General features: G+C 41.6%; 18 protein-coding genes. 6 read left to right on the top strand and 12 right to left on the bottom strand.

The genetic code is table 11. From position 1 onward, the window contains the following. Window positions 1-125: 125 nt before the first annotated feature. The 5 genes from ACU696_RS12710 to yciH all read left to right on the top strand — a co-directional run bounded on the left by ACU696_RS12710 (window position 126) and on the right by yciH (window position 3,583). Complete coding sequence (locus ACU696_RS12710; protein WP_109912267.1) at window positions 126-848, top strand: phosphatase PAP2 family protein; 723 nt, start codon at window positions 126-128, stop codon at window positions 846-848. Window positions 849-993: 145 nt separating this feature from the next. Beyond that, window positions 994-1,311, top strand: a complete 318-nt coding sequence (locus ACU696_RS12715; protein WP_004911022.1) for a LapA family protein — start codon at window positions 994-996, stop codon at window positions 1,309-1,311. Window positions 1,312-1,317: 6 nt separating this feature from the next. Next, the gene (gene lapB / locus ACU696_RS12720) at window positions 1,318-2,490 is read left to right on the top strand and encodes a lipopolysaccharide assembly protein LapB (protein WP_109912266.1); all 1,173 of its coding nucleotides are present in this window, start codon (window positions 1,318-1,320) and stop codon (window positions 2,488-2,490) included. A 44-nt stretch (window positions 2,491-2,534) separates the two neighbouring features. Next, the gene (gene pyrF / locus ACU696_RS12725) at window positions 2,535-3,260 is read left to right on the top strand and encodes an orotidine-5'-phosphate decarboxylase (protein WP_109912265.1); all 726 of its coding nucleotides are present in this window, start codon (window positions 2,535-2,537) and stop codon (window positions 3,258-3,260) included. Further along, complete coding sequence (gene yciH, locus ACU696_RS12730; RefSeq protein WP_109912264.1) at window positions 3,257-3,583, top strand: stress response translation initiation inhibitor YciH; 327 nt, start codon at window positions 3,257-3,259, stop codon at window positions 3,581-3,583. The genes pyrF and yciH overlap by 4 nt, the downstream gene beginning before the upstream one ends. A 72-nt stretch (window positions 3,584-3,655) precedes the next feature. Here yciH and nadS read toward each other — a convergent pair whose 3' ends face one another. From nadS to ACU696_RS12790, 12 genes are all read right to left on the bottom strand, one after another. Beyond that, window positions 3,656-3,940 (bottom strand): NadS family protein, encoded by a 285-nt coding sequence (gene nadS, locus ACU696_RS12735; RefSeq protein WP_004911011.1) that lies wholly within the window; start codon window positions 3,938-3,940, stop codon window positions 3,656-3,658. Between the two features lies 1 nt (window position 3,941). Beyond that, window positions 3,942-4,274, bottom strand: coding sequence for a type II toxin-antitoxin system RelE/ParE family toxin (locus ACU696_RS12740; protein ID WP_109912263.1), 333 nt, complete (start codon window positions 4,272-4,274; stop codon window positions 3,942-3,944). A gap of 151 nt (window positions 4,275-4,425) precedes the next feature. After that, window positions 4,426-4,644 (bottom strand): osmotically-inducible lipoprotein OsmB, encoded by a 219-nt coding sequence (gene osmB, locus ACU696_RS12745; protein WP_004911006.1) that lies wholly within the window; start codon window positions 4,642-4,644, stop codon window positions 4,426-4,428. 201 nt (window positions 4,645-4,845) lie between these two features. Then, window positions 4,846-6,789, bottom strand: coding sequence for an exoribonuclease II (locus ACU696_RS12750; protein ID WP_209101554.1), 1,944 nt, complete (start codon window positions 6,787-6,789; stop codon window positions 4,846-4,848). Between the two features lie 138 nt (window positions 6,790-6,927). After that, the gene (gene nth / locus ACU696_RS12755; RefSeq protein WP_102138606.1) at window positions 6,928-7,569 is read right to left on the bottom strand and encodes an endonuclease III; all 642 of its coding nucleotides are present in this window, start codon (window positions 7,567-7,569) and stop codon (window positions 6,928-6,930) included. A gap of 19 nt (window positions 7,570-7,588) precedes the next feature. Next, a complete protein-coding gene (locus tag ACU696_RS12760) occupies window positions 7,589-8,305 on the bottom strand; it encodes an electron transport complex subunit E (protein WP_004910994.1) in 717 nt (238 codons plus the stop codon). After that, window positions 8,305-8,934: an electron transport complex subunit RsxG gene (rsxG, locus tag ACU696_RS12765; RefSeq protein ID WP_109912261.1), complete on the bottom strand. Its 630-nt coding sequence runs from the start codon at window positions 8,932-8,934 to the stop codon at window positions 8,305-8,307. The genes ACU696_RS12760 and rsxG overlap by 1 nt, the downstream gene beginning before the upstream one ends. Before the next feature lie 10 nt (window positions 8,935-8,944). Beyond that, entirely contained in the window at window positions 8,945-10,030 is a 1,086-nt protein-coding gene (rsxD, locus tag ACU696_RS12770) for an electron transport complex subunit RsxD (RefSeq protein ID WP_004910990.1), read from the bottom strand. Window positions 10,031-10,041: 11 nt separating this feature from the next. Then, window positions 10,042-12,273: an electron transport complex subunit RsxC gene (gene rsxC / locus ACU696_RS12775; RefSeq protein WP_209101553.1), complete on the bottom strand. Its 2,232-nt coding sequence runs from the start codon at window positions 12,271-12,273 to the stop codon at window positions 10,042-10,044. Continuing rightward, on the bottom strand, window positions 12,266-12,880 hold the full coding sequence (gene rsxB, locus ACU696_RS12780) for an electron transport complex subunit RsxB (protein WP_109912259.1): 615 nt from the start codon (window positions 12,878-12,880) through the stop codon (window positions 12,266-12,268). Before rsxB ends, rsxC begins: the two co-directional genes overlap by 8 nt. Then, a complete protein-coding gene (gene rsxA / locus ACU696_RS12785; RefSeq protein WP_004910983.1) occupies window positions 12,880-13,461 on the bottom strand; it encodes an electron transport complex subunit RsxA in 582 nt (193 codons plus the stop codon). The genes rsxB and rsxA overlap by 1 nt, the downstream gene beginning before the upstream one ends. 84 nt (window positions 13,462-13,545) lie before the next feature. Continuing rightward, the gene (locus ACU696_RS12790) at window positions 13,546-13,986 is read right to left on the bottom strand and encodes a DUF2569 domain-containing protein (protein ID WP_004910980.1); all 441 of its coding nucleotides are present in this window, start codon (window positions 13,984-13,986) and stop codon (window positions 13,546-13,548) included. A gap of 128 nt (window positions 13,987-14,114) precedes the next feature. On the opposite strand from ACU696_RS12790, the gene ACU696_RS12795 reads away from it, so the two are divergent. Next, window positions 14,115-15,158, top strand: a complete 1,044-nt coding sequence (locus ACU696_RS12795) for an oxidoreductase (protein WP_196719491.1) — start codon at window positions 14,115-14,117, stop codon at window positions 15,156-15,158. Window positions 15,159-15,205 lie beyond the last annotated feature (47 nt).

Here is a 15,205-nt window from a genome sequence, read left to right on the forward strand (position 1 = left end):
TGACGTTTAGCATATAGAGGTTGGTATTCTTTGCACACGACCAACGCTGTATTACTATAACAGAGTTAATAATAGGTGAATGGAATATTTGTATATTTAATAGAACTTTATTTGGAATACATTGAATGAAAAAAACGGTTTTGGTTGTTTGTGCTTTTGCATTGTTATTAATCATGCCTCCCATGGTGATGATAGTTACAGGGTGGCATTGGTCACCAGAAACCCAGTTTAACTCAATGAAATGGCTTCTTTGGCTGACAGACACTGCGGGAGCGCCTTATAGTATTTTAACGTCTTTTTTATTTCTTGGAGTCGTTATATTCGTTTTCCGTTCAGAAAAGAAACAGCGACTGAAAATTTTGCTTGTTCTGGTCAGTGCGGTATTACTGCAACAAGGTTTGAAGAGCGCATTAAAAAGCACATTTAAAGAACCGCGTCCTTATGTGGAATGGTTGGCAACTCAATATCAAATTCCTTCATCAGAGTTTTATGAGTTAAAACGTAGTGAACGAGCGAAATTAATTAAAAATACGGTTAAACAAGATGAAAATATAGCTAAGTGGCAGCGTAAACATTGGCAAGCAGAAACGGGGTATTCTTTTCCTTCGGGTCATATGTTATTTGCAGCAGGCTGGGCATTGTTTTTAATTGTGCTTTTTTGGCAACAGCGTTTATATGCTTTATCGATAGGGCTTGCTATTTGGGCAGAGGGTATTGCGTTTAGTCGGATGTTGTTGGGAATGCATTGGCCTATAGATATAATAACTTCAGTGATCATCAGTGCTTGTTTTACCATATTTGGTTATTATATTTTACGGGCATGGGGACTATTTAGTAAAGCCGATTAATCTTTCATCAAGTTGGCCATTATTAGGGGAGATCTAACTTAAATATCTCATTGTATAAAATAAATTGCTTTGTCTGAATGCGCTGGAAATGCTACCTTAACAGGTAGATATTATTGGATGAATAGAACTGATAACGGGAATAAATGTGAAATATTTTCTGATTTTATTACTAGCGGTCGCTTTTTTTATTGTTTCGATTACGCTAGGTTCAAGCAATGATCAGGTTATTACATTTAACTACCTGATTGCAAAAGGGGATTTTTCATTATCGACCCTTCTTGCATCACTTTTTGGTGTCGGTTTTGTGCTAGGTTGGCTAGTCTGTGCCGTGTTTTATTTACGAGTCATCGTTAGCCTGAAAAACGCACGTCGTAAAATTCGACGTTTAGAATCACAATTAGGTGCTGGAGAAAGTAATATTTCCGACTCAACCTCATTAGTGACGACTCAGAACAAGGAATAATCCTGTATGTTCGAGTTGCTGTTTCTGCTGCTACCGGTTGCTGCTGCTTACGGTTGGTACATGGGGCGCAGAAGTGCTCAACAAGATAAGCAACAACATGCGAATCGCTTGTCACGTGATTATGTTACAGGCGTTAACTTCCTATTATCTAATCAACAAGACAAAGCTGTCGATTTATTCCTCGATATGCTGAAAAATGAAGACAGTTCCGCTTTTGAGGCTCATCTCACGCTGGGAAATTTATTCCGTTCTCGTGGTGAAGTTGAACGTGCCATTCGTATTCACCAGTCGCTGGTAGAAAGCGCCGCTTTGTCATTTGAACAACGCTTATTAGCAACCCAACAGCTTGGCCGAGATTACATGGCTGCAGGGGTTTATGACCGTGCAGAAAATATGTTTCAGCAATTGACAGACGAAGTCGATTTCAAACAAAGTGCCTTACAATCCCTCTTAAATATTTATCAGCTTACCAGTGACTGGACAAAAGCCATTGAAATAGCAGGAAAACTGGTTAAATTAGGGCACCCCGAGTTACGTGAGCAAATTGCGCATTTTTATTGTGAATTAGCGACCCAACAACTCGCTAGCGATGATCTTGAAGATGCACTGACATTGTTAAATAAGGCAGAGCAAGCCGATAACCACTGCGCTCGAGTTTCGATTATGAAAGGTCGGTTGTTTATCGAGCAAGGTAATTACGACAAAGCGGTTCATGTCTTAAAACAAGTCTATGAACAAGATAGAGAACTCGTTGCTGAAACATTACCTTTACTGTTTGATTGCTACCAACATACTGGCCAAGCAGATGAGTGGGAAGATTACCTTCGTCAGTGTGTTGCAGGTAATTCAGGGGCTATCGCAGAACTTTACTTAGCCGATATTATTGTTGAAAAACAAAATCATGAAGCGGCTGCGAATTACATTAACGACCAAATTCAACGCCATCCTACCATGCGTTTATTCTATCGTTTAATGGATTACCATCTTGAAGAAGCTGAAGATGGAAGGGCAAAAGAAAGTTTGATTTTGCTGCGTAAAATGGTAGGGGAACAAATTCGTACAAAACCCGATTATCGCTGCCATAAATGCGGGTTTACATCGCGTGCATTATATTGGCATTGTCCATCTTGTCGTTCTTGGGACACAATTAAACCTATTCGCGGGCTAGATGGTCAGTGACAGCGTCACTTTTTAAATAATAACGACTCTTTAAAGGCTAAGAAATGATTTCCTCAACTGAGAACCACACACATTCACCAATTATTGTGGCACTTGATTATGAAGATGCTAATGAAGCTTTGGCTTTTGTGGATCGTATTGACCCACGTGATTGTCGCTTAAAAGTTGGCAAAGAAATGTTTACTTTTAATGGTCCTCAATTTGTTAAGTCACTCCATGAACGTGGTTTTGATATTTTCTTAGATTTGAAATTTCATGATATTCCAAATACTGTTGCTCGTGCGGTTGCGGCTGCAGCTGAAATGGGGGTATGGATGGTTAATGTCCATGCTGGTGGTGGGGCTCGTATGATGGAAGCGGCGCGCCAATCTCTTGAGCCTTATGGTAAAGAAGCGCCATTACTTACTGCAGTAACAGTATTAACGAGTATGGATGAATCTGACCTCTCAGGTGTTGGAATTAACGTTTCACCGGCAGTTCATGCAGAGCGTTTGGCCTTATTAACGAAGCAATGTGGGTTGGACGGTGTTGTTTGCTCTGCACATGAAGCTCAACGTTTAAAACAGTTATGTGGTGCTGATTTCAAATTAGTTACCCCAGGTATTCGCCCTACAGGTAGTGATGTCGGGGACCAACGTCGCATTATGACACCACAAGATGCAGTGAAAGCAGGTGTCGATTATATGGTGATTGGGCGTCCGATTACACGTAGTGAAAACCCAACAGTCACATTACAACAAATCAATCAATCTATTGAAGGTTTGCTATGAGTGATACAAATAGTCGTCTTGTTTACAGCACTGAGACAGGACGTATTGCTGACGAAAAACCCAAAGTTGAAAGGCCTAAAGGCGATGGTATTGTGCGAATTCGCCGTGAGACATCAGGACGCAAAGGGAAAGGTGTTTGTGTTGTTACAGGTCTTGACCTTGAAGATAGCGAATTAGCAAAACTAGCGGCTGACCTTAAAAAGAAATGTGGCTGTGGCGGGGCTGTCAAAGACGGTAACGTTGAAATTCAAGGCGACAAACGTGATGTTATCAAACAGTACCTTGAGGCGAAAGGTTTTCAAGTCAAGTTAGCTGGTGGCTGATTGACTCGACAATTTTGCTGTTTTTCATGAGTGGCGACCTAGAGAGCCACTCATTTTATAATGAAGAAGTGGTTAAATTGCTGCTAACTCGGCAAATAAAGCAGGATTACGCTTAATGGCGATGAGTATTTTAGCCGCTAGCCCTGTTGGGTTACGTCGTTTAAGCTCCCAACTTTTAATGGTGTCGATACTCGTCCCTAGCGCATGAGCTAATTCGCTTTGTGAAACATTAAGTTGTTCTCGAATTGCTTTGACGTCAGTAATTTCGTAACGAGTGACATTAGCAGCTTTTTGGTGACCGTGTTTAATGTCAACAGCTTCTTCTAAAGAGGCTTTTAATTCGTTGAATATACTCATTTTATACCTCATTTTTTAGTAATTTCGTTAGTTTCTTTAATTCTGCTTTTTCTAAGTCATTTAGCGTATCTTTGACATTCTTTGGGTAAGCCATTATAAAATAAATGATTTCTGCTGTAGCTAGGAAATAAATAACCCGTACACTTGCACTTTTTCCTTTATTACCTGTTGCCATCCTAATTTTGCGAAGACCACCTGTTCCTTGGATAATATCGCCTTTATCTGGCCATGCGATAAGTTCATTTTGTAGTGTCCTAAGTTCTTCTTGTGTTGCTATCGATTGGATTTGTTTAGTAAAAAAGCTCGTTTCAATAAATTCAATTGCGTGACTCACAGGGTTCCCTCCCTTTGCATTAATTGTAAGTGTACTTTGTACACTTTTTTCCGTCAATAGTTTAATAGATTATTGGATATGAAAAATAAAATAGCGTTCATGATGAACGCTATTGTAGATTAAGGAGAGAAAATAAAGGATGTAATGAGATTTATTTACCGACTTGGTGACCGATAATTCCACCAATTGCAGCACCGCCAACGGTTCCTACGGAGCTTCCGCCTGTCAGTACGGCACCACCAACAGCACCTACACCAGCACCAATCGCTGTGTTTTTGTCGCGTTTAGACATATTTGAACAGGCACTGACACTGATAGCGACTGTGGCTATCACCATGAATGATAAAATACGTTTGCTTACTGTGTTCATTTTAGTGATCCTTAGTACAGATTTAACAGTTAACAAAATATCATGATAGGTTATTATACGAATAAGAATAATCAGGAAAAGATCTGGAAAAGTGCTCGCTGTTTAACGTTTAATGCGAATATGATGTTAAAAAACAATTTATAGAAAAATAAAAGACCATAGATATCAAACTATGGTCTTTTAAGAATAGCAGAAAAGTTGTTATTCGGCTGGTCTAGCAACGATATTACGTGTTTCCATACGAACTTCATTAATGGTGACATTAATAATATCGTTAAGTTGGTAAGCTATTTCACCTTTAACAAGCACATTGCCTGTTTCTTGGCTACATTGAATCTCATCACGAACGCTATGAATAAAGGGGGCAGGGACAAATGCAACGGCACCATTGTCGACTAAGCGAACTCGCACTCCACCACGGGTAATATCGATAATTTCAGCTGGGAATTTAGTATCTGTACCCTCAAAAGGCTTTAAGTAACGCGAATAGAGCCAGTCACCAACATCACGTTCAGCCATACGATTTGCACGACGACGTTCAGCTAATTTGATTGATAATTCTTCGGAGGGTTTATCCGTAGAAGGTTTACCGGCAATAATAGACTTTATTAAACGATGATTGACGATATCGGTATACTTACGAATTGGTGAAGTCCAAGTCGCATAAGCATCAAACCCTAAACCAAAATGTGGACCGGGCTCAGCTTTGACTTCCGCAAAAGTTTGGTAACGACGAATTCGGCTATCAAGGAATTGAGTCGGCTGTACATCTAATTGACGGCGTAGTTGACGGAAACCTTCTAGTGATAACAACGATTCAGCCGTTGTTTCAATACCGTTATCTTTTAGTGTTTGCACGACTTGGTCAATTTGCAGAGGTTCAAACCCCATATGCACATTAAACACCCCAAACCCTAATTTTTCTTTTAGTACCGCAGCAGCGCAGAGGTTAGACGCGATCATAGCTTCTTCAACAATGCGATTAGAGCTACGGCGACGTTCAGTCACGATGTCAACCACATTGCCTTTATCATCTAATACAAAGCGGTAATCGGGGCGGTCTTTGAAGACGAGGGCATTATTTTCACGCCATTGTAAACGTCTATCTGACATTTCTTTAAGGAGTAAAATTTGCTGTTTATCGGTATCATTTGCTGGCTGCCAACTGCCTGTATTCTCAAGCCAATCAGAGACTTCGTCATAAACTAATTTAGATTTCGATTCAACCCAAGCACTGAAAAACTCAATGTGATCGTCAATGCGTCCATCTTCTTTAATTAGCGCAATACAGACTAAAGTAGGGCGGCGTTCATTTGGGCGTAAAGAGCATAGGTCGTCAGATAATCTGCGCGGTAACATTGGAATATTGAAACCAGGCAAATAGTTGGTATAGCCGCGGGCTAATGCCAGTTTATCTAGTTCGCTGCCTTCTGGTATATAACTTGTCGGGTCAGCGATAGCGATATACAGCTTTAAATCGCCATTATCGGTTCTTTCAACATAGAGCGCGTCATCAATGTCTTCAGTACTAGCATTGTCTATCGTCGTAAAATGCAAGTGAGTTAAATCAACACGTTCAATTCCTTGATCGTCACGTTCACTATCAACCATTTTAGGTTCATCACGGTCTAATTGGTGACGGCGTAACGTTACCCACCAAGGGGCAAAATGGTCATCACCATCGGTGATAAATTCAGTTATTTCAGCGTAGAAAGTTTTATCACCCTTTAATGGGTGGCGACGCATTTGTGCAACAACCCAATCATCTTGTTTGAATTCGTGATTGATGCCATTAACAGGACGGCAAGAAATCATATCTTTCAGTAATGGGTGATCGGGAATGACAAATAAGCGGTTATCATTGTCTTTTTTTTGTATTTTCCCAACAAACCTATCTAAAAAAGGTTCTACCAGCTCTTCTGGTTCTGCAAATTCGCGGTCTTTATCTGTACGAACTGCAGCAATAACGCGATCGCCATGCATGACTTTTTTCATTTGAGGCGGCGGAATGAAATAACTTTTTTGGCCATCAACTTCGAGAAAGCCAAAGCCTTTTTCTGTGCTTTTTACCAGCCCTTCAACGCGTGGAGTCTGGGCATGTAGTTTTTGTTTAAGTTGTGCGAGCAGTGGGTTGTCTTGGAACATACTTACCGTTTTATTGATATTGGGTTTGGCTCTATTGTTACGTAAGACAAAGTCTTAGAGCAAGGAAAAAATGCGTTACTGACTAGATTCATCATTAAAAATACCGTTTATTGGTAATGTATAAAAATAGCATTTTGACTAATCTTCTGGGTATATTTTTTCTTTAAATTCACATAAATCTTCAATAATACATGAGCCACAGCGGGGTTTGCGGGCAATACAAGTATAACGTCCATGCAAAATAAACCAATGGTGGCAATCTACTTTAAACTCTGCGGGTACAACTTTAAGGAGTTTTTCTTCTACTTCAACAACATTCTTACCCGGAGCAAAGTTAGTACGATTGCAGACACGAAAAATATGTGTGTCAACAGCGATAGTCGGCCAGCCAAATGCGGTATTAAGAACCACATTTGCAGTTTTACGGCCAACACCCGGTAAGGCTTCCAAAGCCTCTCGGTTTTCAGGAACCTGACTGTTGTGTTTTTCGATTAAAATTTGACAGGTTTTATAGACACTTTCAGCTTTAGTATTAAATAAGCCAATGGTTTTAATGTATTCTTTTATCCCATCCACACCTAGCGCCATAATAGTTTCAGGTGTATTAGCAACAGGGTATAGCTTCGCTGTCGCTTTATTAACACTCACATCAGTCGCTTGAGCTGACAATAAAACGGCGATTAATAGCTCAAAAGGAGAATTAAATTCTAGCTCCGTTGTCGGGTGTGGGTTGTTATCCCGTAGACGAGTTAGAATTTCAATGCGTTTTGATTTATTCATTGCTCACAAAATATCGTTGTTAAGAAATATGGCTACCGCAACCTTGCTGTTTTTCATATTCACGCTCGGGTTGAATACTGGATTGTCGTGCGGCTCTTTTTTTCATTTTTTCATCAATTAAGTACTTCGCTGCTAATAGTAACGCTAGCCCAATGAAGGCACCAGGCGGTAGCATAGCGAGTAAAAATGGAGAATCAAGATGTAATACTTCAATACGAAGGGAGGTGGCCCAAGAACCAAGTAACAAGTCAGCACCATCAAACAAGGTACCATTCCCTAAAATTTCACGAATTGACCCTAGAACAAGCAAGGTCGCCGTTGCGCCTAAGCCCATGGCAAACCCATCTAGAGCAGATAACCCAACAGGATTACGAGATGCATAGGCTTCTGCTCGCCCAATAACAATACAGTTGGTGACGATTAACGGAATAAAGATCCCGAGAGATTCATATAAACCAAAAGCATATGCGTTGATTAGCATTTGTACGGCACTAACAACAGAGGCAATAATCATCACGTAGATAGGGATGCGAATTTCTGATGGTACCCAACGACGTAAAGCAGAAACTGCAACATTAGTACAAACTAAGACTAATGTTGTCGCTAAGCCTAGCCCTAATGCGTTTGTTGCTGTTGATGAAACAGCAAGAAGCGGACAAAGCCCTAATAGTTGAACCAATGCAGAGTTGTTTTTCCACAAACCTTGCATTAATAAGTCTTTAGATGTATCGCTCATTATTCGTCCCCACAGCGTGGATAATTCGATAATTGTTGTGGAATTTGTTGCATAAATACAGCAGTACGTTTAGTCGCATTGACGACTGCTCTGGGCGTAATTGTTGCTCCAGTAAACTGATCAAATTCACCACCGTCTTTTTTAACCGCCCATTTAGGGTCATTGTCAGAGGCTATTTTCTTACCGCTAAAATAAGTAATCCAATCAGATATTCGTGTCTCAATCTTGTCACCAAGCCCAGGTGTTTCATGATGTTCTGTTACACGAGTTCCCAATACTGTGCCGTTAAAATCGGTTCCAACTAATAAATGTATCGCGCCAGAGTAGCCGTCTAATGCCGTTGTTTCTAATGCCGCAGCAACGGGTTCGCCATTTTTACGGGCTAGATACAAACGCCTAGGTTGTTTGTTACCAAGTATGGCCTCATTAGTGACTAAATAACACTCTTTTGCGAGGTCATTGTCATATAAATCACTTGGTATAACTTGGTCGAGTAATTTTTTCTGAACAATAGCGGCTTGTTCAGCAATAGTCTCTTTAGTTAACGTGTACACTGCAGCACTAAGCGCGGTCGTGCCTGCCGCAAAGATTGCTAACGTTACACCATGGCGTTTCATCGTGTTTAACATACGGTTATCCTTACTTATGCCCATGGCCGTACGCACGAGGTTGCGTATAGTAATCAATTAATGGAACGGTAATATTGGCGAGTAACACGGCAAATGCGACAGCGTCAGGGTAACCACCGTAAACACGGATCACCCAAACAAGGAAACCAATGATCACACCAAAAATAATTCGTCCCTTAGGTGTTGTCGATGCGGTAACAGGGTCAGTGGCAATAAAAAATGCCCCTAGCATAGTGGCGCCAGACAATAGATGAACCCATGGTGATGCATGCTGGCTATCATCAATTAAGTGGCTAACAATAGCTAAGATTGCCAACGTACCTAAGAACGACACTGGGATGTGCCAGCTAATAATACGGCGCTGTAATAAGAACAAACCGCCAACTAAATAGCCAATATTTACCCATTGCCAACCAATACCGGCTAAGGAACCTTGCAAAATAGGTTGTTGTAATACTTCAGAAATAGAATGAGTCAGTAGGCCCGTTTTAAAGCTATCAAGCGGGGTTGCTTGGCTCATACCATCAATTCCCGTTCGTAGCTGCTCGAGAGTAATACCTGTTGGTGTATGGCCACTGAGAATAATTGATAGGCTATCAAGGGCTGAAACCGACATATTCTGTAATTCATGCGGGGGTAGCCAGTTTGTCATATGAACAGGGAATGATATCAATAAAACAACATAACCCACCATCGCGGGGTTAAAAGGGTTTTGTCCCAATCCACCATAACATTGTTTAGCAATCGTAATAGCAAAAAATGTCCCTAATACGATTAACCACCAAGGTGAGAGCGGTGGTAGGCTGATGGCTAATAATAAAGCAGTTACAATGGCTGAATTATCTTTTAGTACAGGAACTACAGGTTGTTTGCGTAAACGAATAGAAACCGCTTCTGTGATAACGGCTGTTAGCATCGCTAAAATAATTTGATATAAGGTGCCAACGCCAAAAAAATAAACTTGAGCCGCAATACCGGGTATTGCAGCTAAAAGTACCCAAAGCATGACTAAGCTGGTGCTTTGTTTATTATGAGTAAATGGCGCGCTAGCAATTTTTAAACGGCGATTTTTCGCATCAATTGGCCTAAATTTCATCTCGTTATCACTTACTCTGTAGTCGTTTGTTCATGTTGTTTTTGTGCTTGCTTCGCTTTTACTCGCGCGATTGCAGCGGCAACGGCAATTTTTCGAGGGTCGGTTTCCTCTTCAATGGGTTGTTCGGCAGCGGGAGTAAGCTCTTCTTGTGCGAGTTGTTCTGCTTGAGCGGCTTTTTTAGCTTTGGCACGCGCAATAGCTGCAGCGACAGCCGCTTTACGTGGATCAACTTCGGTATCCGCTACCGCATCAGCGACTGGCGGTGTGGCAGGTTGCTCTTGAGCGGCTTTTTTAGCTTTGGCACGCGCAATAGCCGCAGCGACAGCCGCTTTACGTGGGTCAATTTCGGTATCTGCTACCGCATCAGTGACTGGCGGAGTGGCAGGTTGCTCTTGAGCCGCCTTTTTGGCTTTCGCACGCGCAATAGCCGCAGCGACAGCCGCTTTACGTGGGTCAATTTCGGTATTCGCTACCGCATCAGTGACTGGCGGAGTGGCAGGTTGCTCTTGAGCCGCCTTTTTGGCTTTCGCACGCGCAATAGCTGCAGCGACGGCATCTTTACGGGGATCATCCGTTGCTGTTATATCAACAGTTTCTGTTTGTGCATTAGCCAGCTTTTCAGCTTGTTTAGCACGAGCTTGGGCTTTACGAGCTTCGCGAGCGGCGATTACTGCACTATTGTCTGGGAGTTCACCGGAAACAATCTTAATGGGTTCCGCTGTCAGCGTTTGTTTGGCTTTAACTCGTGCTAAAGCCGCATTAACGGCATCTTTATCTGCACTATCGACTTGCACAGCAGCTTTTTTATGGCGTTCTTCTCGTGCTTGTTTATCACGTTCCATACGCAACTGTTTTGCTTCAAAACGCAATTTTGCTTCAGCAGCACGGCGCTCTTCTTGAGCAATTTCACGAATTTCTGCTTTTTCTTGACGATAATATTGCACTAACGGAATATTACTCGGGCACACATAAGCACATGCACCACACTCTATGCAGTCAAATAAATTATGTTTTTGCGCTTTTTCGTGTTCATCTCCTTTACTGAACCAGTAAAGTTGCTGAGGTAGTAGCGCAGCAGGGCAGGCCTCAACACACAACCCACAACGAATACACGCTTCTTCTAGTGCTTTAGGCCCCATTTCTTCCATTGTAGGAACCAGTAAACAGTTACAAATTTTCACGACAGGAACATTTAAGTCGGGTAGGGTAAAGCCCATTAAAGGCCCTCCCATAATCACCATTTGTTCTGGTTCAGGGTTAAAACCTGATTGCTGTAATAGATGTTTAACTGGAGTCCCTAAACGAGCCCAAAAATTACCCGGTTTGCTGATTGCTTCACCTGTGACAGTGACTACTCGTTCGATTAATGGCTGGCCATCGATAACTGCGCGTTTGATAGCAACCACAGTACCGACGTTTTGCATTAACACGCCAATTTGAGAAGAACGCGCACCGGATGGTACTTCTTTTCCCGTTAAAATTTTTGTCAGCTGTTTAGCACCACCTGATGGGTACTTGGTTGGTATAACTCGAATGAATATTTGTTTGTCTTGCGAGGTGATTGCATCTTTAAGTGCACGAATAGCTTCGGGTTTATTGTCTTCAATACCAATTAGTACCTGGTCTGGGTTCAATAAATGCTGTAAAACACGGCAGCCTTCAATAACTTCCTGTGCATGTTCTTGCATTAATCTATCATCGGCTGTGATATAAGGTTCGCATTCAGCCGCATTAATAATTAATGTTTTAATTGCATCTTGACCACCTGCCAATTTTGATGCGGTTGGGAAACCAGCACCGCCGAGACCCGCAATACCCGCTTGTTCAATTTTCTGTAGTAATTCAGCGCGGGTTAATTGAACGTAGTTAGGCTCTGGGTATAAAGTACACCATGTATCTTGGCCATCGGATGCAATACGTACACACAACTCTTTTAAGCCAGAAGGATGCGCTGTCACCATGGGTTCAATCGCAGTGATAACCCCTGAAGTTGAAGCATGAACAGGCACAGTACGTCCAAGGCCTTTAGTTAAAGGCTGGCCTTTTAAAACGAAGTCACCGACTTGAACAATCAGTTCACCTTCAGGGCCTAAATGTTGTTGTAATGGGATAACCAGTTCATCAGGTATTGATGCAATACGCATTGGTGTTTGGCTTGATTGTAGCTTCATTTCAGGCGGATGGATCCCGCCTTTGAAATCCCAAATATTATCTTTTTTCAACCAATTAAAGAGCTTAAGCATGAGTTTCACCCCTTGCTTTAGTTACAAATGGTTCATTGGGTTCAACATTGATATTTTTGACTGGGATGGTGTTTAAATCCCATTTCCAATTGGCTGTGGTGGTTTTCACGGGAACAAGCTCAATACAATCGGTAGGGCAAGGGGCTACACACAGGTCACATCCTGTGCACAAATCTTCAATAACGGTATGCATGGCGCGGGTTGCACCCACAATAGCATCAACAGGGCAGGCTTGAATGCATTTAGTACAACCGATGCAGTTTTCTTCATCGATAATAGCAACTTTACGAACTGGATTTTGCGCGGCTTCACCACCATCGATTGGTTGGGGGTCAACATTAAGCAACTCAGCGATTTTTAGCATGACTTGCTCACCACCAGGGGCGCATTTGTTGATCATTTCCCCATTATTTGCAACCGCTTCAGCGTAAGGACGGCAGCCAGGGTAACTACATTGACCGCACTGACTCTGAGGTAATATCGCTTCAACTTGTTCAACAATAGGATCAGCCTCAACTTTGAATCGTAATGAGGCATACCCTAAAATCAGCCCAAAAATAAGGCCAAAAACGGCTAATATACCGATAGCAATCCATACAGACATCATTAGAATTTCACCAAACCACTAAAGCCCATAAACGCGAGAGACATCAAGCCAGCAGTTATTAACCCAATTGACGAGCCCTTAAAAGGAGCAGGAACATTGGCAACAGCTAAACGTTCGCGAATAGCGGCAAATAACACCATCACTAATGAAAAACCCACAGCAGCGCCAAAACCATACACGGCAGACTGCATAAAAGTATGAGACATATTAATATTTAATAAGGCAACACCAAGAACCGCGCAGTTGGTGGTAATTAAAGGCAGAAAAATACCAAGTAAACGGTAAAGCGTTGGACTCGTTTTCCTCACCACCATTTCAGTAAACTGTACAACGACAGCAATCGCTAAAATAAAACTTAGCGTTCGCAAATAGATGAGGTCGAGAGGAATGAGGATGAGAGTGTCAATCAACCAAGAACTGATTGACGCTAATGTCATAACAAACGTCGTTGCTAAGCCCATTCCAATGGCGGGTTCGAGTTTTTTTGAGACGCCCATAAAAGGGCATAAGCCTAGGAATTTAACGAGAACGAAGTTGTTAACCAGTACTGTTCCAACAAAGAGTAATAGATAATCAGTCATGCTATTGCCTGAAATGAAAAAAGAACAAAAACTGACCGAAGCCAGTTAAACTATCATTATGATATCAAGCAATTTATGTGATGCTTATCGATCTTGTGTGAAAGTCATTTTTACACGTTGGGACCGTTTTAAATAAGGGACAAAGAAACCTGCACCAATTAAAGGCCACGCTAAGACTTGCAAAGCAGTTTCATCATCAATAGGTGAAAATGCGAAGGTTTTTATACCTAATAATAATAAAATCATTAACCAAATAATAAAGCGGCGGGGAAAATGTTTTGAACGAGAAAACATTAGCTGCAACACATGGATACTGAAAATAGTCATCCCAATAGTAATCGCGAATGACAGATACCATGCGGCAGGAATAAAGCTTGTCCAATGGTCAACAGTCGTGACAATCTCATAAAACTTAATGCAATACATGACAGTCATACTGCAAACAGCTAAAAAGGTTAATAACAAATAGATTGCTGGAACTAATAACCAGCCAGTGATGCGGTTGGCGTCATAAACTGAAGTCATAATCAATAAAACCCATTTTGGCGAAGTCGCTGGACAATTTACAATCCTATCATAGATTTATTTGCCATTTCATTCCTTCTGATGGTACTTTTTATCTCCACCTGTGTTTATCGTTGTATGAGGTCTAAATGTCTAAACCAATTAAAGTTGCGATCGTCGGATATGGCTATGCTAGCAAAACATTTCATGCTCCCTTCCTTGGCATTTTAGAAGGGTATGATTTAACAACGATTTCTAGCAGTGACCCGAGTAAGGTTAAGGCTGATTGGCCAAATGTTCATGTTGCCGCCTCTCCGGAAGCTATTTTTGCTGATAAAGATATCGAACTCGTCGTTATTCCTACGCCTAATGATACTCATTTTCCTCTCGCACAAGCGGCATTAGCAGCGGGAAAACACGTTGTTGTTGATAAACCATTTACATTAGATGTCTCACAAGCTGAACAATTGAAACAACAAGCGGAGCAAGCTGGAAAATTACTGTCGGTTTATCATAACCGCCGTTGGGACTCCGGTTTTTTAACCGTTAAAAAAATCTTAGAAGAAGGTAAGCTCGGGGATATTAAATACTATGAATCACATTTTGATCGTTATCGCCCTTTAGTTAGGCAACGCTGGCGTGAAGCGGATATTCCCGGAGCCGGTATTTGGTATGACCTAGGTCCGCATTTATTAGACCAAGTCTTACAATATTTTGGCAGGCCGTTAGGGATCAATGTTGATCTTGCCATGATCCGCCCAAATGCACAGGCAGTGGATTACTTCCATGCCGTTTTGCAATATGCCGATAAAAAGGTGGTATTACATGCAACAACATTAGCTGCTGCACCAACGCCGATATATGTTATTCATGGCATGAATGGTAGTTATGTTAAATATGGTTTAGACACCCAAGAAGACTGCTTAAAGAGCGGCCAACGTCCAGAAGGGGCTGATTGGGGAATTGATACCAACATGGGTAATTTGACGCTGTCACAAGATGATGAGCTGATAACACAATCTTGGCCAAACCAACGTGGTAATTATGGTGGTTATTATCAAGGGATACATGATGCAATTCGCCATGGTAAACCAAATCCTGTCACCCCGAGCGAAGCGATAGATATTATGAAACTTATTGAAGCAGGTATACGTTCGGCAAAAGAAAAACGGACTATCGAAGAAATATTTTAACGTCATCAACGCTCACTATAAGGCCAGTTAACATAACTGGCTTTTAT

The organism is Providencia sp. PROV_01, from assembly GCF_053098325.1.